Genomic DNA, 26,882 nt, shown 5'->3' on the forward strand with positions numbered 1-26,882 from the left:
TCAGGATCTCCTATGGACACCAAACTACTCGATATCCTCGCTTGCCCCGTCTGCAAGGGACCATTGAAGCTCAGCGCCGACAAGACCGAGCTGATCAGCAAGGGCGCAGGTCTTGCCTATCCGGTGCGTGACGGCATCCCTGTGATGCTCGAAAGCGAAGCTCGCACCCTGAGCACCGACGAGCGGCTGGAAAAATGACCGCAGCGTTTACCGTTGTCATTCCCGCGCGCTACGGCTCCAGCCGCTTTCCGGGCAAACCGCTGAAAACCATTGCCGGCAAACCCATGGTTCAGCTGGTCTGGGAGCAGGCGTGCAAGAGCAGCGCCGAGCGTGTGGTGATTGCCACCGACGATGCACGCATTGTCGAAGCCTGTCAGGCTTTTGGTGCCGAAGTGCTGCTGACGCGCGACGATCACAACTCCGGCACCGATCGTCTGGCCGAGGTGGCCGCGCAACTTGGCCTGGCGGCTGACGCGATTGTGGTCAATGTGCAGGGCGACGAGCCGATGATCCCGCCAGCGGTGATCGACCAGGTGGCGTCCAATCTGGCCGCCCATCCCGAAGCCGGCATGTCTACGCTGGCCGAGCCTATCGACGACGTGGCCGCGTTGTTCAACCCCAACATCGTCAAGGTAGCTACGGACATCAACGGCCTGGCGCTGACGTTCAGCCGGGCTCCCTTGCCGTGGGCGCGCGATGCGCTCGCAGCAAACCGCGACCAGTTGCCTGCCGGCGTGCCTTATCGTCGGCACATCGGTATCTACGCCTACCGTGCGGGCTTCCTGCATGACTTCGTCAGTTGGGGGCCGTGCTGGCTGGAAAACACCGAAAGCCTGGAACAATTGCGTGCGCTGTGGAATGGCGTGCGGATCCACGTCGCCGATGCCCTTGAGGCGCCACCTGGTGGCGTCGATACGCCTGAAGACCTGGAGCGCGTAAGGCGCTTGCTGGAGGGTTGATGCGCTTCGTCCAGTGGTTCGGGAAGGCGAGGGTATGACCTTGCAGGTGCAGTCCGCGATTTCCCTCAAGCCGTTCAATACGTTCGGTGTTGATGTGCAAGCCCGGTTATTTGCCGAAGCGCGTAGCGATGATGACGTTCGCGAGGCGCTGGCCTATTCGGCCGAGCACGATGTGCCAGTGCTGGTGATTGGCGGTGGCAGCAACCTGCTGCTCAGCGCTGACGTGCAGTCACTGGTGGTGCGCATGGTCAGCCGCGGCATTCGCATCGTGCACGAGGACTGTCTCGAGTCGATTGTCGAGGCAGAGGCCGGCGAGCCCTGGCATCCGTTCGTGCAGTCCTGTCTGGAGCTGGGGCTGGCGGGGTTGGAAAACCTCAGTCTGATTCCAGGCACCGTTGGCGCGGCACCCATGCAGAACATCGGCGCTTATGGCGTCGAGATCAAAGATGTTTTCCATAGCCTGACGGCGCTGGATCGTGAAACGGGCGAATTGCGCGAGTTTTCTCTGCAGGATTGTGCGTTCGGCTACCGCGACAGCGTGTTCAAGCATCAGGTCGCGCGCTGGTTGATCCTGCGTGTACGTTTCAAGCTCAGTCGCGTCGCTCGCTTGCACCTCGAATATGGCCCGGTTCGTCAGCGTCTCGACGAGCAGGGTATCGATCAGCCGACGCCGTTCGATGTCAGCCGTGCGATCTGCGCCATTCGCAGTGAAAAGCTGCCTGACCCCGCTGTGCTGGGCAATGCCGGCAGTTTCTTCAAAAACCCGATAATCGCTGCCGAATTGTACGCAACGATCAAACAGCAGCACCCAGGCGTCGTCGGCTACCCGCAGGACGATGGCCGGGTGAAGCTGGCGGCCGGGTGGCTGATCGAGCAAGCGGGCTGGAAGGGGTATCGCGATGGTGATGCTGGCGTGCACAAGCTGCAGTCGCTGGTGCTGGTCAACTATGGGCAGGCCAGTGGCTTGCAGTTGCTAAGTCTGGCGCGCCGTATCCAGACCGATATCGCCGAACGTTTCGGTATCGAGCTGGAGATGGAGCCGAACCTCTACTGATAGCCTGGAAAGGGGCTCTTGTGGGGGCTCGCTCGCGAAGAGATCAGATCAAGCGCCGCGTATTGAAGATGAACGCGGTGCAATCCTCAACCAACGGACATGAAAAAGCCCCGCCTGTTTGCACAGGCGGGGCTTTTTCATGGGCCGGGGTTAGACGAGGGGTTTAGGCTCGTTTTCTTTCTCGGCTTCATGTTGCGGTTTAACTGCTGGTTGCTCAGTTGCCGCTTCTTCGGTCTTTTCCTCGGCTGCCGGTGAAGGCTGGGCCGAGTCTGCTTCAGTGGCAGCAGGCGCTGCTTCGACGACTGGAGCGCTGGCAGCAGCGGCTTCCTGTTGACGACGTGCTTCTTCTTCACGCTTGCGACGACGAACTTCACGAGGATCGTTCGGTGCGCGGCCCGTGCTGCTGACCACTGGTGCAGGCGCTGCTTCTTCAGCCGCAGGTGCCTGCTCTTGTGGGGCAGGTGCCTGTTCTTCAACGACCGGCTGAGGCGCGACGTAAGGAGCAGGCTCTTCTTTCAGCGCTACCGGCTCGACAACAGCAGTAGGCGCAGGCGTTGGCAGTTCGGATGATTCAGTGGCTGGCACTTCCTCATGAGCCGCTGCTTCGACCGGCGCCTGTGGTGCTGGCTCTGGCGTCGGCTTGAACGGTACTACGCGTTCTGCGTGAGGTGCTTCGAACAGTTCGGACTGTGCAGCAATCGCAGGTGCTTCGACCGCTGCCGGCTGAACTTCAACCTCTGGAGCAGGCTGTGCTACAGGAGCATCGTCTGCCACAGGGGCTTCAACGGCAGGTGCTTCGACAGTCGGTTCGGCAACGGTCGGTGCTTTTTCGGCAACCGGTGCTTCGGTGGCTGACGTTTCAGCTACTGGCGTTTCAGTCACAGGCGCTTCGGCAGCAGTTTCCTGATGCACAGGCTCGGCGTCTGCAGCGGCTGCGTTGCTGTTGGCACGTTCGGCCTGCTGATGCGCGTCGGCTTCGGCAGGCGCGCTGATCACGCTGCTGGCAGCGGAAGCTGCGGCGGTGAAGCCCAGACCCGCCGACAGGTCGGTGGCGCTGCCTTCTTCTTCGTTGCCGTTCTCTTCGGAGCCTTCGATCACGTTGCCATTGGCATCGCGCTGACGCTCACGACGATTGCTGCGACGACGCTGGCCACGCGAGCGGCGGCGAGGGCGGTCGCCTTCGCTACCGTCGTTGCCTTCCTGGTTCTCGTCATGTGTCTGCTCTTCGTTGAGCAGCACTTCCTCTTCTTCGCTCACGGCAGCCGCGGCCTGTTCGGCGCGTGGTTGACGTTCTTCACGAGGTGCGCGCGGCTGGCGCTCTTCGCGCGGTGCGCGTTCAGGGCGCTCCTCACGAGCGAGGCTCACCGCCGGGGCTGCATCCAGAGGCTCGCGCAGTTCGCGAACCGGGCGATCTTCGCGCGCTTCACGTGGCTTGCGCTCGCGGGTGGTACGGGCTGGACGCTCTTCGCGCGGAGCCGACTCCTCGCGGGCTTCACGCGGTTCGCGAACGGTGCGCTCTTCACGAGGTGCACGTTCCTCACGTGGAGCACGCTCTTCACGCGGTGCGCGCTCTGCACGTTCTTCGCGCGGGGCGCGTTCTTCACGAGGCTTGCGCTCTTCGTCGCGGCGATTGTTGCGGCCACGGCTCTGCTGGCGACCGTTGCGGCGTTCCTCGTTGCGGGCTGGACGCTGTTCTGCAACTGGCTTCTCGACCACGACCGGAGCGACAGGCTCTTCCTTGGTCGCGAACAGGCTGACCAGGGATTTCACCAGACCCTTGAACAGGCTTGGCTCATGAGCGACAGGTGCCGGTGCAGGCGTTGGTGCAGGGGCTACGGCTTCTACCGGGACCGGCGCATTGGCGCGAGCCGGGGCAGTCTTGACGGCTGCTTCCTGACGAACCAGGGTGCGGGTTGCGGCGGCCAGTGGTGCAATTTCTTCCACTTCGGCAGCGGCAGCAGCAATTTCGTAGCTGGTCTGGCTGCTGTGCGCTTCAGGGCTGTCATCACGCAGGCGCTGAACTTCGAAGTGCGGAGTTTCCAGCTGATCGTTCGGCAGAATGATGATGCGGGCACGGGTGCGCAGTTCGATCTTGGTGATCGAGTTGCGTTTTTCGTTGAGCAGGAAGGCCGCGACCGGAATCGGCACCTGAGCGCGCACTTCGGCAGTACGGTCTTTCAGGGCTTCTTCTTCGATCAGGCGCAGGATGGCCAGCGACAGCGATTCAACATCACGGATGATGCCGGTGCCGTTGCAGCGAGGGCAAACAATGCCGCTGCTTTCGCCCAGCGATGGACGCAGGCGCTGACGGGACATTTCCAGCAGGCCAAAGCGCGAAATACGACCGATCTGCACGCGGGCACGGTCGGCTTCCAGGCTTTCACGGACTTTCTCTTCCACGGCGCGCTGGTTCTTGGCCGGCGTCATGTCGATGAAGTCGATGACGATCAGGCCGCCGATGTCACGCAGACGCAGTTGACGGGCGATTTCCTCAGCCGCTTCAAGGTTGGTCTGCAGGGCGGTTTCTTCGATGTCGCTGCCTTTGGTGGCGCGCGCCGAGTTGATGTCGATGGACACCAGGGCTTCGGTCGGATCGATGACGATGGAGCCGCCGGAAGGCAGTTCGACAACACGCTGAAAGGCGGTTTCGATCTGGCTTTCGATCTGGAAGCGGTTGAACAGCGGAACGCTGTCTTCGTACAGCTTGATCTTGCTGGCGTACTGCGGCATCACCTGACGGATGAAGGTCAGTGCTTCTTCCTGGGCTTCGATGCTGTCGATCAGGACTTCACCGATATCCTGGCGCAGGTAGTCACGGATGGCGCGGATGATGACGTTGCTTTCCTGGTAGATCAGGAAAGGGGCGGAGCGATCGAGGGACGCTTCCTTGATAGCGGTCCACAGTTGCAGCAGGTAATCGAGGTCCCACTGCATTTCTTCGCTGCTGCGGCCCAGGCCGGCAGTACGAACGATCAGACCCATGTCGGCTGGCGCGATCAGGCCGTTGAGGGCTTCACGCAGTTCGTTGCGCTCTTCACCTTCGATACGACGCGAGATGCCGCCGGCACGAGGGTTGTTGGGCATCAGAACCAGATAGCGGCCAGCGAGGCTGATGAAGGTGGTCAGGGCTGCGCCCTTGTTGCCACGTTCTTCTTTCTCGACCTGAACGATGACTTCCTGGCCTTCGCTCAGGACGTCCTTGATGTTGACGCGGCCTTCGGGGGCTTTCTTGAAGTACTCGCGGGAGATTTCCTTGAGTGGCAGGAAGCCGTGGCGCTCAGAGCCGAAATCGACAAAGGCAGCCTCGAGGCTGGGTTCGATGCGAGTGATTCGGCCTTTATAGATGTTGGCCTTCTTCTGCTCGCGTGCACCTGACTCGATGTCCAGGTCGTAGAGGCGCTGGCCGTCTACCAGTGCAACACGCAACTCTTCGGGTTGAGTTGCGTTAATCAGCATTCTTTTCATGTAGTACCGTCGGTTTCCGGGCTGCCGGAAACGGCGTTCGGCACACACGACTTCTCACGGTCGGTGTCAGGGCACGTCAGGAGTGGTTGGACACTCCAGTGTCTAGCGAGGTCCTCGCCCAGAGGGGGCGGAGGGTCGCGACGACGTTTCCTGCTTGCTGTGGTGGCATAAGACACCCCTTTCAGCAAAAGCTTTGTCAGGAGGAGGAATCGACCATCGGTAGCGGACGAGATGAAGCGTCTAGAACAAGCCTTGTGCTACACAGTCCGATGGTTGTGCGTCTCCACCCTACACGTATCCCTGATAATTCGGGTGCTGCCGCGCGCAGAATCCGCAGCGGGTTGGCATTTACCGCGACCTTCGATAGGGAAGGTCGCGCATCATGGCTTGAGGCGTTGTTCCCGAAGCATTCGCTCGTAGCGTCTGAAAGCGACTGCACTTTGTGAACTGGCCATGAACTGTCCGCACTGGCCGCGAGCTGTCTGCTCTGCTGTCAGGCGTGTTTCCGGCCTCATGTCACCTGCGCTTGTTACGTTTTCAGCGTGCTCCGTTGTCACCGAACACTGCGTAGGACGGCCTCCCGTCCTTGTGAATTGCGTTGGTCAGGGCCGGTTGTCAACCGTTGGTCCGCTGTCCGGCCGCTTTTGGCGGCGTTCGCGACTATAGCAGCAATCATTAAGTGCTTCAAATCCATAAAAAATTGTTATCATTTGCGGCATGACGAATATTGCCCCTCCAACCCCCGGCGTCCAGCTGGTTGAGGTTGCCCCGGAACTTGCCGGTCAACGCATCGATAACTTTCTGATCACTTATCTCAAGGGTGTGCCCAAAACCTTGATTTACCGCATTTTGCGCAAAGGCGAAGTGCGTGTGAACAAGGGGCGGATCAAGCCGGAGTACAAGTTGCAGGCAGGCGATATCGTGCGCATTCCTCCTGTGCGCGTGCCTGAACGCGACGAGCCTGTGCCGGTCGCGCAGGCATTGTTGCAACGTCTCGAAGCTGCGATCGTCTACGAAGACAAGGCGCTTATCGTGCTCAACAAGCCTGCAGGTATCGCCGTGCATGGCGGCAGTGGCCTGAGCTTTGGCGTGATCGAAGCGTTCCGCCAGTTGCGCCCTGATGCCAAGGAGCTCGAGCTGGTGCACCGTCTCGATCGCGACACGTCCGGTTTGCTGATGATCGCCAAGAAACGCAGCATGCTGCGTCATCTGCATGAAGCCCTGCGCGGCGACGGCGTAGACAAGCGCTACATGGCGCTGGTCCGCGGTAACTGGGCAACAGCGTTGAAGCAGGTTCGTGCACCGCTGATGAAAAGCAACCTGCGCTCCGGCGAACGCATGGTCGAAGTGAATGAAGAGGGCAAGGAGGCCCTGACGATTTTCAAGGTGCTGCGTCGTTTCGGCGATTTTGCCACCATGGTCGAAGCCAAGCCGGTCACCGGGCGTACTCACCAGATCCGTGTGCACACCTTGCACGCAGGGCATGCCATTGCAGGTGACACCAAGTACGGTGACGAGAATTTCAGTCGCGAAATTCGCGATCTGGGCGGCAAGCGTCTGTTTTTGCACGCCTACATGCTCACGGTGCCGATGCCCGATGGCAGCAAACTTAATGTGCAGGCGCCTGTCGATGACATGTGGGCCAAAACAGTGGAGCGTTTGAGTGCGCCGTGATTACGACCTGTTGATTTTCGACTGGGACGGCACGCTGGCCGACTCGATCGGGCGCATCATCCTGTCCATGCGTACGGCGGCCATCGAGACTGACCTTGAAATTCGCGACGATACCGCGATCAAGGGGATTATCGGCCTGGGGCTGCCTGAGGCGATTCGAACCCTGTATCCGCAGATCAGCGGCAATCAGCTAATCGATTTTCGCCAGCGCTACGCAGACAGTTATATGGCAATGGATAACGTGCCGTCGCCGCTGTTCGACGGTGTTGTAGAGTCGATGCAGGCGTTTCGCGAGGATGGCTATCGTCTGGCGGTCGCTACCGGCAAGGCGCGTCGCGGGCTCGACCGTGTGCTGAAGGCCAATGGCTGGCAGGATTACTTCGATGCCACCCGGGCGGCCGACGAGACCGCCAGCAAGCCTGATCCGCTGATGTTGAACGAGATCATGGCGCATTGTGAGGTTACCCCGCAGCGTTCGCTGATGATTGGCGATGCTTCGTTCGATCTGCTGATGGCTCGCAATGCGGGTATGGATTCGGTTGCGGTGGGCTATGGCGCTCAGCCGCTGGAGTCTCTGCGTCGGTTCGAGCCGCGGCTGGCTATCGAGCATTTTTCCGAGCTGCGCACCTGGTTGAACGGGCGCGGCGTCTAGTTTTCGGGTTGGAGTGATTGGAACATGTCTGACGAATGGAAGGCACCCGTTTCGCAAAGCGCGGACGAGGGCATCAATGGCAGGGAAGAGGCAAAAAGCTGGAAGCTTCTTGAAAAGACGCTGCTGGCCAGTGTTCAGGAGCAGCGCAGGGCACGTCGCTGGGGAATCTTTTTCAAACTGCTGACGTTCGCGTTCCTGTTTGTTGCAGTGATCGTACCGATGCTGGATTTCGAGGGCGGCACTTCGCGCCGTTCCAGCCACACTGCGCTGATCGATGTGCAGGGCGTGATTGCCGACAAGGAAGCGGCCAGTGCCGAGAACATTGTCACTGCGCTGCAGAAGGCCTTCGAGGATGAAAAGACCAAGGGTGTGATTCTGCGTATCAACAGCCCGGGCGGCAGTCCGGTGCAGTCGGGCTATGTCTACGACGAAATTCGACGTTTGCGCGCGACGAAGCCGGACATCAAGGTGTATGCGGTCATTACCGATCTCGGTGCTTCGGGTGCTTATTACATCGCCAGCGCCGCTGACCAGATCTATGCCGACAAAGCCAGTCTGGTGGGGTCGATCGGTGTCACGGCAGCAGGTTTCGGTTTTGTCGGTGCCATGGGCAAGCTCGGTGTTGATCGTCGTACCTATACCTCCGGCGAGCACAAGGCCTTCCTTGACCCGTTCCAGCCGCAGAAGGCTGATGAAACGCAGTTCTGGCAGGGCGTGCTGGACACGACTCATCGTCAGTTCATCGCCAGTGTCAAACAAGGTCGCGGCGATCGATTGAAGGACAAAGAGCACCCAGAGCTGTTCTCCGGGCTGATCTGGACCGGCGAGCAGGCTGTTGCGCTGGGTCTGGTGGATGGTCTGGGCAGTGCAAGTTATGTTGCGCGTGACGTGATCAAGGAAAAGGACATCGTCGAGTACACCGTCGAAGAGTCGCCTTTCGATCGCTTTTCGAAAAAGCTGGGCACCAGTATCGCCGAGCGAATTGCCATGCTGGTCGGTTTCAACGGCCCAAGCCTGCGTTGATGGCTTGATGTAGACATAAAGAACCCGGCCAATGGCCGGGTTCTTTATATGTAAGGGTCAGGGTACGCTGACGCCTTCCTTTATAAGCATGTCCACCAGGCGTATCAGCGGCAGGCCGATCAGGCTGGTCGCGTCACTGCCTTCGGTGCTGCGAAACAGGCTGACGCCAAGGCCTTCTGCCTTGAAGCTGCCAGCGCAGTCATAGGGCTGTTCGGCATGCAGGTAGCGTTCGATGTTGGCCCGGTCGAGTTCGCGCATGTGCACTGTAAAAGGCACGCAGTCGACCTGGCACTCGCCGGTCGAGCTATTGAGCAGGGCCAGGCCGGTCAGGAAGGTCACGCTTTTGCCGCTCGCTGTCGTCAGCTGTTCCCGTGCGCGCTCGAAGCTGTGTGGCTTGCCCAAGACCTGTTCGTCAAGGACGGCGACCTGGTCGGAGCCGATGATCAGGTGGTGTGGATACTCGGCGGCGAGCGCTTGGGCTTTCTCTCGGGCAAGGCGCTGTACGAGGTCGAATGCGGCCTCGTTCGGTCGCCGGCTTTCATCGATATCCGGAGACCTGCAAGTGAATGGCAGGCGCAGGCGGGCGAGCAGGTCGCGGCGGTATGAGGAGCTGGAAGCGAGGAGCAGGGATGGCATGCGGTTCTCCGTAGGCTGAGCGTTGATTCTAAAGAGTGGCCGGAGTGACGAACAGGCCTGAATTTCCTTTGACATGCCCGGGGGGCATCCCTAGAATGCTGCGCCTATGTTGAATGACCCGATTCCATCTCACGTTGACCCGCGCAAATTGTCCGATCGCGGCACTACCCTTCAGGGTGAAGTGCTGCTGGGCGATCTGAAGAGACTCTGCGACCCGCTTGCCGACACTGTCGGTACGGTGCAGGCGAAATTCGTTTTTGAGCGTGACGAACGCCGTTCTGTGGTTATCCACAGTTCGATAGACGTCCCGGTCAAGATGGTTTGCCAGCGTTGTCTTGAGCTGGTGACCCTGCCGATCCACAGCGAATGCAGTTACGTTGTGGTGAAGGAGGGTGCGAATACCCAGTCGTTACCGAAAGGTTATGACGTGCTGGAACTGGGCGAAGATCCTTTGGATCTGCTGGCATTGATCGAGGAGGAGCTTTTGCTCGCCTTGCCCATTGTGCCTGCTCATCATCCTGAAGAATGCCAGCAACCGGCGGGTCTCGATGAGCCCGAACCGAGCGTGGACGAGGTAACGCGGTCCAACCCGTTCAGTGTATTGGCGCAGTTAAAGCGTGACCCAAACGTTTAGGAGTTAATCAATTATGGCTGTTCAGCAGAACAAAAAATCCCGCTCTGCCCGTGACATGCGTCGTTCGCACGACGCTCTTGAGGCAAGCACTCTGTCGGTAGAAAAGACCACTGGTGAAATTCACCTGCGTCACCACGTATCGCCAGAAGGCGTATACCGTGGTCGTAAAGTGATCGACAAGGGCGCTGACGAGTAATTTCTTGTCCGCTCCGATCATCGCGATCGACGCAATGGGCGGGGACTTCGGTCCCCGCAACATTGTTCAGGCAAGCCTCGCGTGCCTGACAGCTACTCCCTCGCTTCACCTGGCCCTTGTCGGTCAAGCCTCCCTTATTGAAGAACTCGTCTCTGCTCATGAAGCTGTGGACCGTTCGCGCCTGCGTGTCATTCATGCCAGTGAAGCGATTGCGATGGACGAGCGTCCGTCTCAGGCGTTGCGTGGCAAGCCTGACTCCTCCATGCGCGTAGCTCTCGAGCTGGTGGCCAGCGGTCAGGCCCAGGCATGTGTCAGTGCCGGCAATACCGGTGCGCTGATGGCGCTTTCCCGGTTTGTGCTCAAGACCTTGCCAGGGATTGATCGCCCGGCAATGATCGCAGCCATTCCCACTCGCTCAGGTCATTGCCAGTTGCTGGACCTCGGGGCGAACGTTGATTGCAGTGCCGAGGCGCTTTATCAGTTTGCAGTAATGGGCTCGGTGCTTGCCGAGATCCTCGGTGTCGCAACGCCCAGAGTGGCCTTGCTCAATGTGGGCACTGAGGACATCAAGGGCAATCAGCAGGTCAAGCGTGCTGCCGGTCTTTTGCAGTCTGCCTCGGGGCTTAACTACATTGGCTATGTCGAAGGTGACGGGTTGTACAGGGGGGAAGCTGACGTAGTGGTGTGTGATGGTTTCGTCGGCAACGTATTGCTCAAGTCGAGTGAGGGGCTGGCGACCATGATTGCGGCCAGGATCGAGACGCTGTTCCAGCGCAATCTGCTCAGCAGGGCGGTCGGCGCGCTGGCGTTGCCCTTGCTGAAGCGCTTGCAGACCGACCTGGCGCCCGCCCGTCATAATGGCGCGAGCCTGCTCGGGTTGCAGGGGGTCGTGGTGAAAAGCCATGGCTCTGCAAGTGTTTCAGGCTTTCAGAGTGCGATTCAGCGAGCGCTCGTCGAGTCCCGTGAAAACCTGCCACAGCGTTTGAAGGGGCGGCTTGAAACGATGTTCCAGGACGACCGAAGCTGAAAATGTGACGCATCAGACTGGTCAGTCATCCAACCGATCAGTCATATACATTAGAATTCCCGCGTTCGGCCTGTCCGGACGCCCATTTTGGCGACAATAATTCAGAGGCTTGTCAAATGTCTGCATCCCTCGCATTCGTCTTTCCGGGTCAAGGATCGCAATCGCTCGGTATGCTCGCCGAACAAGGCGCGCAACATCCGCTGATCCTCGACACTTTCGAGCAGGCTTCCGAAGCCCTCGGCTATGACCTGTGGGCATTGACTCAGAACGGTCCTGCCGAGCTGCTCAATCAGACCGACAAGACCCAACCGGCCATTTTGACCGCTTCGGTTGCCTTGTGGCATGTGTGGCTGGCCGAGGGCGGTGCGGTTCCTGCATTCGTCGCCGGTCACAGTCTGGGTGAATACAGCGCACTGGTAGCCGCGCAAAGCCTGAGCCTGGCCGACGCCGTAAAGCTTGTCGAGCGTCGCGGCCAGTTGATGCAGGAAGCGGTACCAGCGGGTCAGGGTGGCATGGCCGCCATTCTCGGGCTCGATGATGCCGACGTTATTGCAGCCTGCGCCGAAGCGGCACAGGGTGAGGTCGTCAGTGCTGTGAATTTCAACTCGCCGGGCCAGGTGGTGATTGCCGGTTCCGCCGAGGCTGTCAAGCGTGCCATGGAGCTGTGCAAGGCCCGTGGCGCCAAGCGCGCTTTGCCATTGCCGGTCAGCGTGCCATCGCACTGCGAACTGATGCGCCCGGCCGCCGAGCGTTTCGCCGAGGCCGTTGAAGCCATCGAATGGCAAGCGCCGGAAATTGCGCTGGTACAGAACGTCAGCGCCAGTGCCGTCAGTGATCTGGCGACGCTCAAGCGTGATTTGCTGGAGCAGTTGTACAAGCCGGTACGCTGGGTCGAATCCATTCAATGCCTGGCCAGTCGCGGTGCGACCCAGCTTGTGGAGTGCGGTCCGGGCAAAGTGCTGGCCGGTCTGAACAAGCGTTGCGCCGACGGCGTGATGACCTACAACCTTGATACCCCGGACGCCTTTGCCGCCGCGCGCGCGGCACTGGCCTGATTAGGAGAAGCCTGCATGAGCCTTCAAGGTAAAGTGGCACTGGTAACCGGTGCAAGTCGCGGCATTGGTCAAGCCATTGCTCTGGAATTGGGACGCAACGGTGCTGTTGTCGTGGGTACCGCGACGTCAGAGTCCGGTGCCGAGCGCATCAGCGCGACGTTCAAGGAAAACGGCATCGAAGGCTTTGGCCTGATGCTGGATGTCTGCGATGCCGAGTCTGTGAATTCGGTTCTGTCCACCATTCAGGAGCGCGTCGGCGCACCGTTGATTCTGGTCAATAACGCCGGTATCACCCGTGATAACCTGATGATGCGCATGAAAGATGACGAATGGTATGACGTCGTCAACACCAATCTGAACAGCCTTTTCCGTCTTTCCAAGGGCGTTCTGCGTGGCATGACCAAAGCGCGTTGGGGGCGTATTATCAGCATTGGTTCGGTTGTGGGTGCCATGGGCAACGCCGGTCAAGTAAACTATGCTTCCGCGAAGGCCGGTCTGGAAGGCTTCAGTCGGGCTCTGGCCCGTGAAGTGGGCTCGCGGGCGGTCACCGTGAATTCGGTGGCACCGGGTTTTATCGATACCGACATGACGCGTGAGCTGCCTGAGGCTCAGCGTGAGTCACTGATTACCCAGATACCCCTGGGCCGTTTGGGACAAGCCGAAGAGATTGCGCACGTAGTCGCTTTTCTTGCGTCCGAAGGCGCAGGCTACGTTACCGGGGCCACAATCCCTGTTAACGGCGGCATGTACATGAGCTAATGTGACGACCTGTTTCAAAAAAATGTCATACGAGCTGTCTAAAATCCGTTATAAAGCTGCAATCTATGAATGGGCAAAGGTACGGTTGGGCATAAGGGGAGAGCGTTAAGCTTGAAATTCGCAAAACCTCTTCTATACACTTACCCACTGGCCAGATGCCTGAACATTTCCACTAGGAGTTAAAACTAGGTATGAGCACCATCGAAGAGCGCGTCAAGAAAATCGTTGCAGAGCAACTTGGCGTCAAACAAGAAGAGGTTGTCAACACTGCTTCTTTCGTTGAGGACCTGGGCGCTGACTCCCTGGACACCGTCGAGCTGGTAATGGCTCTGGAAGAGGAATTCGAGACCGAAATCCCGGACGAAGAAGCGGAAAAGATCACTACCGTTCAAGCAGCAATCGACTACGTCACTAGCCATCAGGCTTAAGATTTGTAATCGCTGACTGCTGTCACGGGAAAACCGCACTGCTTTAACCGGCGTGCGGTTTTTTCTTTAAAAAACGCTGTGATTGTTCCGTAAACAAGAGAGAAGGAGAGTCCTGTGTCGCGTAGACGCGTCGTGGTCACCGGGATGGGCATGCTTTCGCCACTGGGCAATGACGTGCCCAGCAGTTGGCAAGGCATTCTGGCGGGCCGCAGTGGCATTGGCCTTATCGAGCACACGGACTTGTCAGCCTTCACCACCCGCTTCGGCGGCTCGGTCAAGGGTTTCAACGTCGAAGAATACCTCGCGCCCAAAGAAGCGCGTCGCCTCGATCTCTTTATTCAGTATGGCCTCGCGGCCAGCTTTCAGGCTGTGCGTAATGCAGGCCTTGAAGTCACTGATGCAAACCGTGAGCGCATCGGCGTTGCCATGGGTTCGGGCATCGGTGGTCTGACCAATATCGAAAACAGCAGTCGTCTGCTGCACGAGCAGGGTCCGGGGCGGATTTCACCGTTCTTCGTTCCTGGCTCGATCATCAATATGATTTCCGGTTTCCTGTCGATCCATCTGGGCGCACAGGGACCCAATTACTCCATCGCGACGGCTTGCACGACTGCAACCCACTGCATCGGCATGGCGGCTCGCAACATCGCCTATGACGAAGCGGACGTGATGATCGCCGGCGGCGCTGAAATGGCCGCCTGTGGGCTCGGTCTGGGTGGCTTCGGTGCAGCGCGTGCACTGTCGACCCGCAACGATGACCCGACCCGCGCCAGTCGCCCCTGGGACAAGGGCCGTGATGGCTTCGTCCTGTCCGACGGTGCCGGTGCCATGGTGCTCGAAGAGCTCGAGCACGCAAAGGCGCGTGGTGCCACCATTTATGCAGAGCTGGTCGGGTTCGGCATGAGCGGCGATGCTTATCACATGACTTCGCCTCCTGATGACGGCGCCGGTGCTGCACGCTGCATCGTCAATGCGTTGCGTGATGCCAAGGTCAATCCCGATCAGGTGCAGTACATCAACGCACACGGTACGTCGACGACTGCAGGCGATCTGGCCGAGGCTTCCGCGATCAAGTCGGTATTCGGTGATCACGCCTACAAGCTGGCAGTCAGTTCGACCAAGTCGATGACCGGCCACCTGCTGGGCGCCGCTGGTGCTGTCGAAGCGATCTTCAGCGTCCTGGCAATGGTTGATCAGGTGGCTCCGCCGACCATCAACCTGGATGAGCCAAGTGAAGGCTGCGATCTGGACTTCGTGCCTCACGAAGCGCGCCGCATGCCGATCGACGTCGTTCTGTCGAACTCCTTCGGCTTCGGTGGCACCAACGGCTCGCTGGTATTCCGTCGGTTCGCCGAGTAATGCCCGACTGGGTCGATGGCTGCCCCGCAGACGCCTTGTCCCTCAAGGATCGAGGGCTGGCTTACGGCGATGGACTGTTTGAAACCATCGTCGTCAAGGCCGGGCAGCCTTTGCTCCTGGAGCGCCATCTGCAGCGTCTCGAAAGCGGCTGCGCACGCTTGTCGATCGCAACCGATCACGCGCTGATCCGTGCAGAAATAACCCGCTTCGCTGCAGAGCTTGGTGATGGGGTCATGAAGCTCATCCTTACCCGTGGCGACAGCCAGCGCGGCTACGCCCCGGCCCCCAATGCCCAATCGCGTCGAATCCTGCAGGGCGGCCCTGCACCAGCCTATCCCGGTGCGCATGCGGAGCAGGGCGTGCGCCTGTTTGCCTGCCAGACGCGACTGGCGGAACAGCCGCTTCTGGCTGGACTCAAACACCTCAATCGTCTGGAGCAGGTACTGGCCCGCTCCGAGTGGAGTGACAGCGAGCACGCCGAGGGTTTGATGCGTGATATGTCCGGGCGACTGATAGAGGGTGTCTACAGCAACCTGTTTCTGGTCAGTCAGGGCCGTTTGCTGACTGCTGATCTCAGCCGCTGCGGGGTCGCAGGTGTGATGCGTGCCGAGCTGCTGGACCAAGCACCAAAGCTGGGGTTGGCTGTCGATATCCGTGACCTGCACATGTCTGACCTGGAATCGGCAGACGAAGTGTTTCTATGCAATAGCGTTTACGGCGTCTGGCCGGTTCGCAGCTTTGCAGCGTTGAACTGGCCGGTCGGGCCGCTGACCCGTAAACTGCAAGGTATTGCCCGCAGCCTTCTGGATATCTGATTTTGATCCGAAAAATATTGGTGTTGCTGGAAACAGCGGTTGTCCTGGCAGGTTTGCTGCTCGGCTTTGCGTTCTGGCAGCAGTATCAGGCGCTGAACCAACCGCTTGAGGTGGCTCAGGAGCAACTGCTGGACGTTCCGGCCGGTTCGACGCCGACCGGCGTACTCAATCGATTGCAGGCCGATGGCGTGATCAAGGACGCTTTCTGGCTGCGTCTTTACTGGCGTTTCAACCTGTCCGGACAGGCGCTGCACAGCGGTGAATACCGCATGGTGCCGGGCATGAACGTCAAGGGCCTGTTCGACGTCTGGAAGCGCAAGGAAGTCGTGCAATACAGCCTGACGCTGGTCGAAGGCTGGAATTTCCGCCAGGTGCGTGCCGCGCTTGCCAAACAGCCCAAGCTCGATCAAACGCTGGCAGGTCTGTCCGACAGCGAGCTGATGGCGAAAATTGGCCACCCCGACGTTTTTCCTGAAGGCCGTTTCTTTCCGGACACTTACCGCTACGTGCGCGGCATGACCGACGTCGAATTGCTCAAGCAGGCCTACAGCCGCCTGGAAGAAGTACTCGACGAGGAATGGAATGCGCGTTCGTCAGAGGCTCCCTACTCAAATCCTTACCAGGCGCTGATCATGGCGTCTTTGGTCGAGAAGGAGACCGGTGTGCCTCAGGAGCGCGGCCAGATAGCCGGCGTGTTCGTGCGTCGCCTGAAGCTGGGCATGCAGTTGCAGACCGATCCGACCGTGATCTACGGCATGGGCGAGCGCTACAACGGCAAGCTGACCCGCGCCAACCTCAAGGAAGCGACGCCCTATAACACCTACGTGATCGCCGGCCTGCCGCCGACGCCCATTTCGCTGGTGGGGCGCGAAGCGATTCACGCTGCGCTCAATCCAGTAGACGGCAGCAGCCTGTATTTCGTGGCCAAGGGTGACGGTAGCCATGTGTTCTCGGACGATCTGGATGCCCATAACGCTGCCGTGCGTGACTATCAGCTCAAGCGCCGCACGGATTATCGCTCCAGCCCGGCACCTGCCACACCGGCACCGGCACCGGCAACTGACTCGCCCTCTTCGGAAGCCGTGCCTGCGGATGTTCCGGATGCCCCGCAGTCCGAGCCGAATGCGCAATGATGACGATTAAGGATGACCTGTGACTGGCTTGTTTATCACCCTTGAAGGCCCGGAAGGTGCAGGTAAAAGTACCAACCGCGACTACCTGGCGGCACAATTGCGTGCGCAGGGGGTTCAGGTACTGCTGACTCGCGAGCCAGGTGGCACTCCGCTGGCCGAGCGTATTCGCGAGTTGTTGCTGGCGCCCAGCGACGAGGCCATGAGCGCCGACACCGAACTGCTGCTGGTGTTTGCCGCGCGTGCCCAGCATTTGACCGAAGTCATTCGTCCCGCGCTGGCGCGTGGCGAGGTGGTGCTCTGTGATCGGTTTACCGATGCCACCTACGCCTATCAGGGCGGCGGTCGCGGCCTGTCCCATGAGCGTATCGCAGCGCTGGAACAGTTCGTTCAAGGCGACCTGCGCCCTGACCTGACGCTGGTGTTCGACCTGCCGGTAGAGATCGGCCTGTCACGCGCCGCTGCACGCGGTCGGCTGGATCGGTTCGAGCAGGAAGGCCGGGCTTTCTTCGACGCCGTGCGTAGCACCTATCTGGAGCGCGCCGAGGCTGAACCTGCGCGCTATCGCCTGGTAGACGCCGGACAGACCCTGGCCGATGTGCAGGCTTCCCTCGACACCTTGCTGCCTCAGTTGCTGGAGCTGCAACGTGGCTGAAGCCTATCCCTGGCAGGCTTCGCTCTGGCAGCAGATGGCCGGTCGCGCCCAGCACGCTCACGCCTATCTGCTGCACGGGCCTGCGGGTATCGGTAAGCGCGCCCTGGCTGAACGGCTGATGGCCAGCTTGTTGTGCAAGACGCCTGACGGGCTTGATGCCTGCGGGCACTGCAAGTCCTGTCTGCTGTTGGCGGCTGGCAGCCATCCCGACCATTACGTGCTCGAGCCGGAAGAGGCGGACAAGCCGATCAAGGTCGATCAGGTGCGTGATCTGGTCAGTTTCGTAGTGCAGACCGCCCAGATGGGCGGGCGCAAGGTGGTGCTCGTCGAGCCGGTGGAAGCGATGAATGCCAACGCGGCCAATGCCTTGCTGAAAAGTCTGGAAGAGCCTTCAGGCAATACCGTTCTGTTGTTGGTCAGCCATCAACCGAGCCGCTTGCTGCCAACGGTCAAGAGCCGCTGTGTGCAGCAGGCCTGCCCGTTGCCCGGCGAGCAGATGAGTCTCGACTGGCTGAGCGGCGCATTGCCCGATTGCACGCAGGACGAGCGCTTCGAGTTGCTGACGCTGGCCGCCGGGTCGCCGCTGGCTGCGGTGGCGCTGCACACGCAGGGTGTTCGCGAACAGCGCGCGCTGGTGGTCGACGGCGTCAAGAAGCTGCTCAAGCAACAACAGTCGGCTACCCAGCTGGCCGAGGGCTGGAAGGATATTCCGCTGTTACTGCTGTTCGACTGGTTCTGTGACTGGTCGCACTTGATCCTGCGCTATCAGATGACGCAGGACGAGGAGGGCCTTGGCCTGGGTGACATGCGCAAGGTGATTCAATACCTGGCGCAGAAGTCTTCTCGCGCCAAAGTGCTGGATATTCAGGATTGGATTCTGGCGCAGCGCCAGAAAGTCATGTCCAAGGCCAACCTCAATCGGGTTTTGCTGCTTGAAGCGTTGTTGGTGCAGTGGGCAGGCCTGCCGGGACAGGCGTAGACTCTGCGTTATCCGGAACCGTTGAGGTGTTGTCATGAATCTGCCGCCGAGCACAGGTCCACGTAATGGCATTCTGTCCCTGACCATCAAGGACAAGTCCGTTCTTTACGCTGCTTATATGCCGTTCATCAGAAACGGCGGGCTGTTCATTCCGACCAGCAAAAGCTACAAACTGGGCGATGAAGTGTTCATGCTTCTCAATCTGATGGACGAACCGGAGAAGGTTCCGGTGGCCGGTCGTGTTGCCTGGATCACGCCGAAAGGCGCGCAGGGCAATCGCACTGCCGGCGTTGGCGTGCAGTTCAATGACGGCGACAACACCGCCCGCAATCTGATCGAAACTCACCTGGTCGGCGCTCTCAAGTCCGATCGTCCAACCCATACGATGTAGTTGTGTTTTAACCCATGCTTGTAGATTCCCATTGTCACCTCGATCGCCTTGACCTTGCCCAGCACGACGGCTCTCTGGATGCCGCACTCGACGCCGCCCGCGGCAGAGGGGTCGGGCATTTTCTCTGCATCGGTGTCAGCGCCGACAATGCGGGTGCGGTCAAGGCACTCGCCGAACGCTATGCGGATGTCGATTGCTCGGTGGGCATTCATCCGCTGGACATGAAGCCCGGCGAAATGCCGCCCCTGGACTGGTTGCTCAAGGAGCTGGATCACCCGCGGGTGGTAGCGATTGGTGAGACCGGTCTGGACTATCACTACGAACCTGAAGCGGCCGAGCTGCAACAGGCGTCTTTCCGGGTTCACCTCGAGGCGGCCAGAATCACTGAAAAACCAGTGGTCATCCACACTCGGGGCGCACGTGCCGATACCCTCAGCCTGCTGCATGAAGCGGCCTTGCCCCACGCCGGTGTCCTGCACTGTTTCACCGAAGACTGGGAGATGGCCAAGGCCGCGCTTGACCTGGGTTACTACATTTCGCTGTCCGGTATCGTGACCTTTCGCAACGCCGATGCCCTGCGCGACGTTGCAAGGCAGGTGCCCGCCGATCGTCTGCTGGTCGAGACCGACTCCCCGTACCTCGCGCCCATCCCGTATCGGGGCAAGCCGAATCTGCCCCAGTACGTACGTGAGGTGGCCGAGTTTCTGGCAATGCTGCGAGGCGAGTCCTACGAGCGCTTTGCCGAGCAGACCACGGCCAATTTCGCTCGCCTGTTTCCGCTGGCGCACGTTCAGCGCTGACGGATGCACACGTTCACGGGCAGACAAATCGCAGGCAAAAAAAACCCGGATTCTGGGGGGTGAAGCCGGGTTAAGACCATTAGGAGTAAAACAAAGGCGCGCTAGTCCTTTGGCGCCTCTACTGCCGAGTCATTTGGGGAATGATGACGCGGCAGCAGCTTAAGTATTGTTCAGGACGGCGCAGCGTCCAGTGCCTTTTGATCGTTTTTTAAACAGTTTTGGAATACTAAAGCGCTCCTTGAGTGCTCGATGAACACTTTGTATCGGGCGAAATGCGGGTGCGCTGCAGTAGTGGAGTGGTGGGGTGGAGTTTTCCAACGGTTTTCTGCTGAGTCTGTCCTTGTGCCTGGACATTGGTCTGGCAAACATCGCCATGATCACGCTGTCCATGCAGCGCGGTTTTTCCAGAGGGCTGTGGCTCGGGCTGGGAACCTGCGTCGGTGATCTGGCCTACGCAATCCTGGCGATGCTCGGCATGGCCGTGCTGCTGCAATATGAAGCCGTGCGCTACGTGCTCTGGATTGGCGGCACGGCGGTGCTGGCCTGGTTCTGCTTCAGAATGATCATGAGTGCTACCACCGTCAGCAACGGTCTCGACAGTCAGGCGGTTGAATCGGAAAAATCCAGCCTGGCGCTGTTCCTGCGCGGGATCTTTCTGGCGATGTCCTCACCCAGCGCCATCCTCTGGTTTGCCGCAGTCGGCGGAGCGCTGATTGCCCGGCAAGGCTCTGATCTTGTCAGCGCTTCGACCTTTCTCGCCGGGTTTGTCGCTGCGGGCGTGGTCTGGTCGATCTCGCTGTGCGCGCTGGCTCATCAGGGTGGGCGTTTCATGGGCGAACGAATGTTGCGCTGGTCGTACATTGCCTCGGCGCTGATCTTTGCCTACTTCACGTTGTATGTGGTGATCACGGGTTATCTGGAGTTTGTCGTTGCCTCTCCAGCGTTGCCAGCGCACTAGGTTGCCACCGCAGTGGAACGGTATCGGGCGCCCGGGCTGACCGATGCGGATTTCCCGCCCGAATCATTCGTGCAGGTCGACAAATATGGATGAACCGTGCAATTTAGCGCCGATTGGGCATAATACCCGGCTTCGATTTCGATCCTGACAGACCTCTCTATGCAGAAAGAACCTCGTAAGGTCCGTGAATTTCGCCGCCGTGAGCAGGAAATTCTCGACACCGCGCTAAAGCTGTTTCTCGAGCAAGGCGAAGACAGCGTCACTGTCGAGATGATCGCGGACGCCGTCGGCATTGGCAAAGGCACCATCTACAAGCACTTCAAGTCCAAGGCGGAAATCTACCTGCGCCTTATGCTCGACTACGAGCGGGATCTGAACGAGCTGCTGCATTCGGCCGATGTCGACAAGGACAAGGAATCGCTCTCGCGCGCCTACTTCGAATTCCGCATGCGTGACCCGCAGCGCTATCGCCTGTTCGACCGCCTGGAAGAGAAGGTGGTCAAGGGCAATCAGGTGCCTGAGCTGGTCGAAGAACTGCACAAGATTCGCGCTTCCAACTTCGAACACCTGACGCTGCTGATCAAAGGCCGCATCAGCGAAGGCAAGCTTGAAGATGTCCCGCCTTACTACCATTACTGCGCTGCCTGGGCGCTGGTGCATGGCGCCGTTGCGCTGTATCACTCGCCATTCTGGAGCAACGTGCTGGAAGACCAGGAGGGCTTCTTCCACTTCCTCATGGACATCGGCGTACGCATGGGCAACAAGCGCAAGCGCGACGGCGAAGTCAACGCCGAACCCACGCCAGATCCTGCCGCCGAATAACGCGCCGGCCTGGCCTTGAGCATCAGCTTCAAGGCTTTGGCGCCGGCTGCGTCAGAGATGGCGCGGAAGCTGCATCCGACGACCATTCGCCGGTTTTCCGTCACCGGTATTTGGGAGGGGATAATGCGTAGCCTGGTTATGCTGCTCGCGCTTCTGGCGTTGAGTGGCTGCATGAAAGTCAGTGACATGGGCGAGGGTGTTCGCGAGCAATTCAGCGACGCAGGTCTGCTCGACCATAGCGAAACCCGGCGTACTGCCAACTGGCGCGTGCAGCCTGACTCGTTCATTTACATCGCTCAGGGCGCCTTTGTGCCGCCAGGCAACGCCTATCCGCGGCCCAACGTGGTGGCTGAAGAAGCTTTCAAGGGCTTTATCGAGTACTTCCCGATGGTCCGTCGTGCCCGAGGCCCATTGGGGCTGGATGAAGCCATGGTCGAGGCGCGTGCTGCGGGCGCACATTATTTGCTCTATGCGCGTTTCGCCAAGGCTGACGACCGCATCGGCAATGGCGATCAATGGGCCGATCAGGAAGCGGTGGATCGTCTGGGCGTCGACAGCGGCGTCATTCAGCTGATGCTGATCGAGACCGGCACCCGCTACCTCATCGACAGCGCACGCATTCGCAGCCGTGGCGGATTGCTGACGCTTTACGACAAAAGCCCCGAGGATTTGCTGGGTCCGCCTCTTGAGGACTACGCTCGTACCTTATTGGGTGTCGAACGCTAGAAGCCGTGTCAGGAGAGTTGAGTGACCGATTCAAACAAGGCGGGTGATCTGTTCGCGCAGATCCCCAAAACCAAAGGGCTACCGCCTGTTCATTTGTGGAATCCGGACTTCTGCGGCGATATCGACATGCGTATCGCTCGCGACGGTACCTGGTATTACCTGGGCACGCCGATCGGCCGCAAACCGATGGTCCGGCTGTTCTCTACCATCATGCGCCGCGATGGCGATGACTATTTCCTGATCACGCCCGTCGAGAAGGTCGGCATCACAGTTGATGACGCGCCTTTTGTCGCTGTCAGCCTCGAGGTGCTGGGGGAGGGCGAGGGTCAGGTATTGCGCTTTCTGACCAATGTAGAGGATCAAAGCGAAGCGGGACCGGAACACCTTTTGCGGGTTGTAACCGACCCTGACACCCAGGAACCGGCGCCGTACATTCACGTGCGAACCAATCTTGAGGCGCTGATTCACCGCAATGTTTTCTATCAGTTGGTCGAGCTGGCCGTCTCCCGCGACATAGACGGACAGCGCTGGCTGGGCGTCTGGAGCCATGGCGTGTTCTTCCCGATAGGGCTCGAGCCTTGAAATGCACACCTGATTGCCGGCTTGAATTGCCTGTAGGCAGTGCGGCGGTTAAAGTGCCGCTCCCTGATTTTCCTGAGGTTTTTGCATGAGCCAGTCCTTTGATATCGCCGTAGTCGGCGCAACCGGTACTGTCGGCGAAACCGTTGTGCAGGTTCTGGAGGAGCGCAATTTTCCGGTGGGCAATCTGTACCTGCTGGCCAGCATCGAGTCCGCAGGCCACTCGGTGCCGTTTCGAGGCAAGAATGTGCGCGTACGCGAAGTCGACGAGTTCGATTTCAGCACGGTGCGCATGGCGTTTTTCGCTGCGGGGCCTGCGGTCAGTCGCAGTCACGCCGAAAAAGCGGTAGCAGCGGGTTGCACGGTCATCGACTTGTCGGGCGCATTTACGTCAGCCCAGGCGCCGAATGTGGTGCCGGAAATAAATGCTACGCTTTTGCACAGCCGTGGTATCGCGCCTTGTCTGGTTGCCAGCCCCAGCGCTTCTGCCACTGCGGTTGCCCTGGCTCTGGCGCCGTTGCGCGGCCTGATCGATATTCAGTCGGTGATGGTAACGGCGTGTCTGGCGGTATCGGCACTGGGGCGTGAAGGCGTCAGCGAGCTGGCACGTCAGACCACCGAACTGTTGAATGTCCGCCCGCTGGAAGCACGTTTTTTTGATCGCCAGATGGCGTTCAACCTGCTGGCGCAAGTGGGTACACCAGACGCGTCGGGGCACCTGCCGCTGGAAAGGCGTCTGGTCGAAGAATTGCGCGAACTGCTTGCGCTGCCATCGCTCAAAGTGTCTGCGACTTGCATTCAGGTACCGGTGTTCTTTGGTGACAGCTTCACTGTCGCGCTGCGCACGGCCGGGGCGGTCGACGTGGCAGCGGTCAATGCTGCACTCGAGTCTGCAGAGGGGATCGAGCTGGTCGATGCGGGTGATTACCCTACACCGGTGGGCGATGCGGTGGGTCAGGACGTGGTTTATGTGGGACGCGTCAGGGCGGGAACCGACGATTCCGAGCAGCTCAATCTGTGGCTGACCTCAGATAATGTGCGCAAAGGCGCGGCGCTCAACGCTGTGCAGGTTGGCGAATTGTTGATAAAAGACTATGTGTAAAAGATACTTGGCAACAATTTGAATAATTGTTTTAGCGGCGATACGCCTTACACCCAAATGCAGGACTACCTCCCCGGATCTTGGGGAATCTTTAAACAAGGGATGGGCTATGGTTCAGGTTCGTAAACTGGTATTAGCAATCGCTGCGGCATCAGCGCTGTCATCGGGTATGGCGCAGGCGCTGGGGCTCGGGGAATTGTCGGTCAAGTCGACCCTGAATCAGCCATTGGTAGCGGAAATCGAGTTGACCGAGGCTCAGGGACTCAACGCAACGCAAGTTGTGCCCAGCCTGGCCACCACGGCCGACTTCGCGCAGGCGGGCGTGACCCGTCAGGCATTTCTCAACGATCTCACCTTTACCCCGGTTATCAATGCCAGCGGTAAAAGTGTCCTGCGCATTACATCCAGCAAGCCGGTGCGCGAGCCTTATGTGAAGTTCCTGGTTCAGGTGCTCTGGCCCAATGGCCGGTTGCTGCGTGAATACAGCCTTCTGCTCGATCCGCCGAAATTCTCTCCCGAGGCTGCCGCTGCGGCTGCTGCCCCGGCCCCCGCTGCAGCGCCCGCGGCGCCTGCGCAACTGGCAACGGTAGCCCCGTCGGCTGAAGCGCCGGCAGCCGAGGCACCAGCACCGGCACCGTCTGCCAACCCAGCCGCAGTGCCGCCGCCAGCCGCGGACAAGCAGTCGCAGTACGTCACCGCCAATAACGACACCCTGTGGGAAATCGCTGCGAAGGTGCGCACTGGCGGGACTGTCCAGCAAACCATGCTGGCGATTCAGGCGTTGAATCCGGATGCGTTCATTGGTGGCAACATCAACCGCCTGAAGAAAGGGCAGGTGCTGCGCCTTCCAACACCGCAACAGACCACCGCGCTGCCGCAATCACAGGCAGTGGCAGAAGTTTCCCGGCAATACAGCGCCTGGCGTGAAGGTCGCCGTCTGCCGGCCGGTACACGTCAGGTCGATGCTACCCGTCGTGACCGTGCGGGCGCGGCGCCCTCCAAAGTCGATACCTCCGATAACCTCAGTCTGGTGTCGGCAAGTGGCAAGCCTGCGGCTAAAGGTGCGGCGGGCGACAGCGATGTCGGCAACAAGCTGGCCGTGGCTCAGGAAGCCCTGGACACTACGCGTCGCGACAATGCCGAGCTGAAAAGCCGCATGAACGACCTGCAAAGCCAGCTCGACAAGTTGCAGCGTCTGGTCGAGCTGAAAAACGGTCAACTGGCCAAGATGCAGGCCGCTGGCGCAGCTGTGCCTCCTCCTGCCGCCACCCCGGAAGCGGCGACGCCTGCCAACGCGGCGGTGCCTGCCTCGCTGGTCGACGCCAACGGTGCCCCGGTCAAACCGGCCGGCGAGATCGCGCCTGAAGATGCGCTGCCTGCCGGAGCTGCCGAAGTTGCAACGCCGGCGCCAGAGCAGCCGCTGGCGGTAGAGCCGGTTGCTGCAGCAGACGAAGACGAGGACGCGCTGCAGAAAATCATCAACAACCCTGTGTTGCTTGGTCTGATCGGCGGTGCGGTATTGCTGATTCTGGCCTTGCTGCTGTTGTTCCTGGCGCGTCGTCGCGCGGCGAAGGCCGAGGCCGAGAAGCACAAGCGCATGGCGCGTGCGCTGGCCGAGGAGTCGGATTTCGTCTCGGACATGGACATGAATGCACCGCCTGCCAGCTTCGACGGGCTTGATGTGCCGCCGCCCAATGTGCGCATGGGAGGCGCCGCAGCAGCAGGCGCTGGCGGTCGTGAACGTCCTGCCGATCCGCTGGTTCAGGCCGAGATCCATATCGCTTACGGTCGTATGAATCAGGCGATAGAGTTGCTGGAAGAAGCTGTTAACGAAGACCCGAAGCGCGACGATATCCGTCTGAAACTGATGGAAATCTACGCCGAGCAGGGTAACAACAAAGCCTATGCCGCCCACGAACGTAAACTGGTGGCAGCGGGAAAGCTTGAAGCTGAGGTCGAGCAGCGGGAAGAACTTAACTCGACCCTGAAGCCGGTGGCACCTGTTGCTGCGCCGCTGGCTTCGGAAACCTCCACTGCATCGGCTGCTCCAGCGGTAGCTGCAGCCGCCGCGGCGGCTACAACAGCCGCACTGGTTGCAGAGCTCGATGCCAAATATCTTGAAGAGCTGCTGGCCGATGATGCGGCAGAGCAGGAGGCCGAGCCTGAGCCCGAAATTGTTGCTACACCTGAACCTGAGCCGGAAGTAACCGCGCCGCTGGCCGCAGAGCCTGTTGAAGAGGCAGACCCGTTCGATAACGATTTTGACTTGAGCCTGGACGAGTTCGAAGAACCTTCTGTGCCTGAAGTCTCTACTGTGAACGACCTCGATGACCTGATGCTCGACGAGCCCAAGGTTTCGGCGGTAGCGGATGACGAAGAGCTGAGCTTCGAGTCGGTCATGCAGCAGCAGGAAGAGGCCCGTGCAGCGACAACGCCGCAGGACCTCGCCGACTTCGACCTCGATTTGTCCGAGGAAGACCCGGCGCTCAAGAGCGAAGATGACTTCCTGCTTGGGCTTGGCGAGGATCCGCTGGATTTGGGTGAAACCTCTGCTGTACCGCCGGTCAGTGATGATCTGGAGCTTCCAGAGGATTTCGACCTGTCGCTGGCGGACGAGATTGAAACCGATCAGGCAAGTCAGGCGTTCGCGACTGAAATCGATGACGTCAATGCCGAGCTTGAGCGTCTTTCGCAAAATCTCGAGCATCCGCCGCTCGATGAGCCGAGATTCACCGCGGAGGATGCGGCAGCGCTGGATGACGAGCCGGACTTCGACTTCATGTCCGGTACTGACGAGGCGGCGACCAAGCTTGATCTGGCGCGTGCCTACATCGACATGGGCGATGCGGACGGCGCTCGGGATATTCTTGATGAGGTCGTCACCGAGGGCGATGACGGTCAGAAAAGCGAAGCGCGGGAAATGCTTTCGCGGCTGGCCTGACTCAACCCCGGCAACCTGCACACGGCCGCTTATGCGGCCGTTTGCATTTCAGATGTCCGGCTT

Annotated in this window: 27 protein-coding genes; 25 read left to right on the forward strand and 2 right to left on the reverse strand. The window is 59.9% G+C overall.

All coding sequences use genetic code 11. The annotated features are described in order from the left end of the window. The first annotated feature begins 12 nt into the window (after window positions 1-12). Genes V476_RS19310 through murB form a run of 3 tightly spaced genes read left to right on the forward strand, consistent with a single transcriptional unit; the run spans window position 13 to window position 2,013 of the window. The gene (locus V476_RS19310; protein ID WP_002552679.1) at window positions 13-198 is read left to right on the forward strand and encodes a Trm112 family protein; all 186 of its coding nucleotides are present in this window, start codon (window positions 13-15) and stop codon (window positions 196-198) included. Further along, window positions 195-959 (forward strand): 3-deoxy-manno-octulosonate cytidylyltransferase, encoded by a 765-nt coding sequence (gene kdsB / locus V476_RS19315; protein ID WP_003317470.1) that lies wholly within the window; start codon window positions 195-197, stop codon window positions 957-959. The genes V476_RS19310 and kdsB overlap by 4 nt, the downstream gene beginning before the upstream one ends. A gap of 34 nt (window positions 960-993) precedes the next feature. Then, complete coding sequence (gene murB, locus V476_RS19320) at window positions 994-2,013, forward strand: UDP-N-acetylmuramate dehydrogenase (protein WP_024959122.1); 1,020 nt, start codon at window positions 994-996, stop codon at window positions 2,011-2,013. 150 nt (window positions 2,014-2,163) lie between these two features. Here the strand turns inward: murB and rne are convergent, their stop codons facing one another. Next, window positions 2,164-5,469 (reverse strand): ribonuclease E, encoded by a 3,306-nt coding sequence (gene rne, locus V476_RS19325; protein WP_024959123.1) that lies wholly within the window; start codon window positions 5,467-5,469, stop codon window positions 2,164-2,166. 726 nt (window positions 5,470-6,195) lie between these two features. Here rne and rluC point away from each other — a divergent pair. The 3 genes from rluC to V476_RS19340 are packed head-to-tail and all read left to right on the forward strand — an operon-like array spanning window position 6,196 to window position 8,827. Then, window positions 6,196-7,152 (forward strand): 23S rRNA pseudouridine(955/2504/2580) synthase RluC, encoded by a 957-nt coding sequence (rluC, locus tag V476_RS19330; protein ID WP_003317474.1) that lies wholly within the window; start codon window positions 6,196-6,198, stop codon window positions 7,150-7,152. Then, the gene (locus V476_RS19335) at window positions 7,142-7,804 is read left to right on the forward strand and encodes an HAD-IA family hydrolase (RefSeq protein WP_024959124.1); all 663 of its coding nucleotides are present in this window, start codon (window positions 7,142-7,144) and stop codon (window positions 7,802-7,804) included. The genes rluC and V476_RS19335 overlap by 11 nt, the downstream gene beginning before the upstream one ends. 24 nt (window positions 7,805-7,828) lie before the next feature. Beyond that, window positions 7,829-8,827, forward strand: coding sequence for a S49 family peptidase (locus V476_RS19340; protein WP_024959125.1), 999 nt, complete (start codon window positions 7,829-7,831; stop codon window positions 8,825-8,827). Window positions 8,828-8,884: 57 nt separating this feature from the next. Here the strand turns inward: V476_RS19340 and V476_RS19345 are convergent, their stop codons facing one another. After that, window positions 8,885-9,463 carry a Maf family protein gene (locus V476_RS19345; protein ID WP_024959126.1) on the reverse strand — a complete coding sequence of 193 codons (579 nt, stop codon included), beginning with the start codon at window positions 9,461-9,463 and terminating at the stop codon, window positions 8,885-8,887. A gap of 106 nt (window positions 9,464-9,569) precedes the next feature. Here V476_RS19345 and V476_RS19350 point away from each other — a divergent pair, with 106 nt between their 5' ends. The 19 genes from V476_RS19350 (at window position 9,570) to V476_RS19440 (ending at window position 26,819) form a co-directional block, all read left to right on the forward strand. Next, window positions 9,570-10,097: a YceD family protein gene (locus tag V476_RS19350; RefSeq protein WP_003390869.1), complete on the forward strand. Its 528-nt coding sequence runs from the start codon at window positions 9,570-9,572 to the stop codon at window positions 10,095-10,097. A 13-nt stretch (window positions 10,098-10,110) separates the two neighbouring features. Further along, window positions 10,111-10,293, forward strand: a complete 183-nt coding sequence (gene rpmF, locus V476_RS19355; RefSeq protein ID WP_002552688.1) for a 50S ribosomal protein L32 — start codon at window positions 10,111-10,113, stop codon at window positions 10,291-10,293. Between the two features lie 4 nt (window positions 10,294-10,297). Continuing rightward, window positions 10,298-11,320 (forward strand): phosphate acyltransferase PlsX, encoded by a 1,023-nt coding sequence (plsX, locus tag V476_RS19360; RefSeq protein WP_017279271.1) that lies wholly within the window; start codon window positions 10,298-10,300, stop codon window positions 11,318-11,320. Window positions 11,321-11,436: 116 nt separating this feature from the next. Next, window positions 11,437-12,375, forward strand: a complete 939-nt coding sequence (gene fabD, locus V476_RS19365; protein ID WP_004418598.1) for an ACP S-malonyltransferase — start codon at window positions 11,437-11,439, stop codon at window positions 12,373-12,375. A gap of 15 nt (window positions 12,376-12,390) precedes the next feature. After that, window positions 12,391-13,134, forward strand: a complete 744-nt coding sequence (gene fabG, locus V476_RS19370) for a 3-oxoacyl-ACP reductase FabG (RefSeq protein ID WP_003318510.1) — start codon at window positions 12,391-12,393, stop codon at window positions 13,132-13,134. Window positions 13,135-13,325: 191 nt separating this feature from the next. Further along, on the forward strand, window positions 13,326-13,562 hold the full coding sequence (gene acpP, locus V476_RS19375) for an acyl carrier protein (protein ID WP_003227051.1): 237 nt from the start codon (window positions 13,326-13,328) through the stop codon (window positions 13,560-13,562). 114 nt (window positions 13,563-13,676) lie between these two features. After that, window positions 13,677-14,921, forward strand: a complete 1,245-nt coding sequence (gene fabF / locus V476_RS19380; RefSeq protein ID WP_024959127.1) for a beta-ketoacyl-ACP synthase II — start codon at window positions 13,677-13,679, stop codon at window positions 14,919-14,921. Continuing rightward, window positions 14,921-15,736: an aminodeoxychorismate lyase gene (pabC, locus tag V476_RS19385; RefSeq protein WP_024959128.1), complete on the forward strand. Its 816-nt coding sequence runs from the start codon at window positions 14,921-14,923 to the stop codon at window positions 15,734-15,736. Before fabF ends, pabC begins: the two co-directional genes overlap by 1 nt. 2 nt (window positions 15,737-15,738) lie before the next feature. Continuing rightward, window positions 15,739-16,869, forward strand: a complete 1,131-nt coding sequence (mltG, locus tag V476_RS19390; RefSeq protein WP_024959129.1) for an endolytic transglycosylase MltG — start codon at window positions 15,739-15,741, stop codon at window positions 16,867-16,869. Window positions 16,870-16,888: 19 nt separating this feature from the next. Further along, on the forward strand, window positions 16,889-17,521 hold the full coding sequence (gene tmk / locus V476_RS19395; protein WP_024959130.1) for a dTMP kinase: 633 nt from the start codon (window positions 16,889-16,891) through the stop codon (window positions 17,519-17,521). After that, on the forward strand, window positions 17,514-18,500 hold the full coding sequence (locus V476_RS19400; RefSeq protein ID WP_024959131.1) for a DNA polymerase III subunit delta': 987 nt from the start codon (window positions 17,514-17,516) through the stop codon (window positions 18,498-18,500). Before tmk ends, V476_RS19400 begins: the two co-directional genes overlap by 8 nt. Window positions 18,501-18,534: 34 nt before the next feature. Further along, a complete protein-coding gene (locus V476_RS19405) occupies window positions 18,535-18,891 on the forward strand; it encodes a PilZ domain-containing protein (RefSeq protein WP_003318502.1) in 357 nt (118 codons plus the stop codon). Between the two features lie 14 nt (window positions 18,892-18,905). Continuing rightward, window positions 18,906-19,691, forward strand: coding sequence for a TatD family hydrolase (locus V476_RS19410; protein WP_024959132.1), 786 nt, complete (start codon window positions 18,906-18,908; stop codon window positions 19,689-19,691). Window positions 19,692-19,995: 304 nt separating this feature from the next. Continuing rightward, window positions 19,996-20,649, forward strand: a complete 654-nt coding sequence (locus V476_RS19415; RefSeq protein WP_024662238.1) for a LysE family translocator — start codon at window positions 19,996-19,998, stop codon at window positions 20,647-20,649. Between the two features lie 159 nt (window positions 20,650-20,808). Next, window positions 20,809-21,471, forward strand: coding sequence for a TetR/AcrR family transcriptional regulator (locus tag V476_RS19420; RefSeq protein ID WP_003347824.1), 663 nt, complete (start codon window positions 20,809-20,811; stop codon window positions 21,469-21,471). 123 nt (window positions 21,472-21,594) lie between these two features. Further along, window positions 21,595-22,197 carry a DUF4823 domain-containing protein gene (locus V476_RS19425; protein WP_003318496.1) on the forward strand — a complete coding sequence of 201 codons (603 nt, stop codon included), beginning with the start codon at window positions 21,595-21,597 and terminating at the stop codon, window positions 22,195-22,197. Window positions 22,198-22,218: 21 nt separating this feature from the next. Next, complete coding sequence (locus tag V476_RS19430; protein ID WP_017279266.1) at window positions 22,219-22,779, forward strand: DUF1285 domain-containing protein; 561 nt, start codon at window positions 22,219-22,221, stop codon at window positions 22,777-22,779. 85 nt (window positions 22,780-22,864) lie between these two features. Next, window positions 22,865-23,878, forward strand: a complete 1,014-nt coding sequence (locus V476_RS19435; protein WP_003421348.1) for an aspartate-semialdehyde dehydrogenase — start codon at window positions 22,865-22,867, stop codon at window positions 23,876-23,878. Between the two features lie 109 nt (window positions 23,879-23,987). After that, complete coding sequence (locus tag V476_RS19440; RefSeq protein ID WP_024959133.1) at window positions 23,988-26,819, forward strand: motility hub landmark protein FimV; 2,832 nt, start codon at window positions 23,988-23,990, stop codon at window positions 26,817-26,819. The last annotated feature ends 63 nt before the right edge of the window (window positions 26,820-26,882 follow it).

It is taken from the genome of Pseudomonas syringae KCTC 12500, assembly GCF_000507185.2.
Lineage (GTDB): Bacteria > Pseudomonadota > Gammaproteobacteria > Pseudomonadales > Pseudomonadaceae > Aquipseudomonas > Aquipseudomonas syringae.

Excerpts from the sequence above, each read along its gene's own strand:
- rne (WP_024959123.1), bottom strand. The coding sequence starts at position 5,469 with ATGCTGATTAACGCAACTCAACCCGAAGAGTTGCGTGTTGCACTGGTA.
- rpmF (WP_002552688.1), top strand. The coding sequence starts at position 10,111 with ATGGCTGTTCAGCAGAACAAAAAATCCCGCTCTGCCCGTGACATGCGT.
- kdsB (WP_003317470.1), top strand. The coding sequence starts at position 195 with ATGACCGCAGCGTTTACCGTTGTCATTCCCGCGCGCTACGGCTCCAGC.
- V476_RS19440 (WP_024959133.1), top strand. The coding sequence starts at position 23,988 with ATGGTTCAGGTTCGTAAACTGGTATTAGCAATCGCTGCGGCATCAGCG.
- V476_RS19310 (WP_002552679.1), top strand. The coding sequence starts at position 13 with ATGGACACCAAACTACTCGATATCCTCGCTTGCCCCGTCTGCAAGGGA.
- fabD (WP_004418598.1), top strand. The coding sequence starts at position 11,437 with ATGTCTGCATCCCTCGCATTCGTCTTTCCGGGTCAAGGATCGCAATCG.
- V476_RS19410 (WP_024959132.1), top strand. The coding sequence starts at position 18,906 with ATGCTTGTAGATTCCCATTGTCACCTCGATCGCCTTGACCTTGCCCAG.
- fabG (WP_003318510.1), top strand. The coding sequence starts at position 12,391 with ATGAGCCTTCAAGGTAAAGTGGCACTGGTAACCGGTGCAAGTCGCGGC.
- V476_RS19345 (WP_024959126.1), bottom strand. The coding sequence starts at position 9,463 with ATGCCATCCCTGCTCCTCGCTTCCAGCTCCTCATACCGCCGCGACCTG.
- pabC (WP_024959128.1), top strand. The coding sequence starts at position 14,921 with ATGCCCGACTGGGTCGATGGCTGCCCCGCAGACGCCTTGTCCCTCAAG.
- acpP (WP_003227051.1), top strand. The coding sequence starts at position 13,326 with ATGAGCACCATCGAAGAGCGCGTCAAGAAAATCGTTGCAGAGCAACTT.
- V476_RS19425 (WP_003318496.1), top strand. The coding sequence starts at position 21,595 with ATGCGTAGCCTGGTTATGCTGCTCGCGCTTCTGGCGTTGAGTGGCTGC.
- V476_RS19435 (WP_003421348.1), top strand. The coding sequence starts at position 22,865 with ATGAGCCAGTCCTTTGATATCGCCGTAGTCGGCGCAACCGGTACTGTC.
- rluC (WP_003317474.1), top strand. The coding sequence starts at position 6,196 with ATGACGAATATTGCCCCTCCAACCCCCGGCGTCCAGCTGGTTGAGGTT.
- V476_RS19340 (WP_024959125.1), top strand. The coding sequence starts at position 7,829 with ATGTCTGACGAATGGAAGGCACCCGTTTCGCAAAGCGCGGACGAGGGC.
- V476_RS19350 (WP_003390869.1), top strand. The coding sequence starts at position 9,570 with ATGTTGAATGACCCGATTCCATCTCACGTTGACCCGCGCAAATTGTCC.
- V476_RS19405 (WP_003318502.1), top strand. The coding sequence starts at position 18,535 with ATGAATCTGCCGCCGAGCACAGGTCCACGTAATGGCATTCTGTCCCTG.
- murB (WP_024959122.1), top strand. The coding sequence starts at position 994 with ATGACCTTGCAGGTGCAGTCCGCGATTTCCCTCAAGCCGTTCAATACG.
- V476_RS19420 (WP_003347824.1), top strand. The coding sequence starts at position 20,809 with ATGCAGAAAGAACCTCGTAAGGTCCGTGAATTTCGCCGCCGTGAGCAG.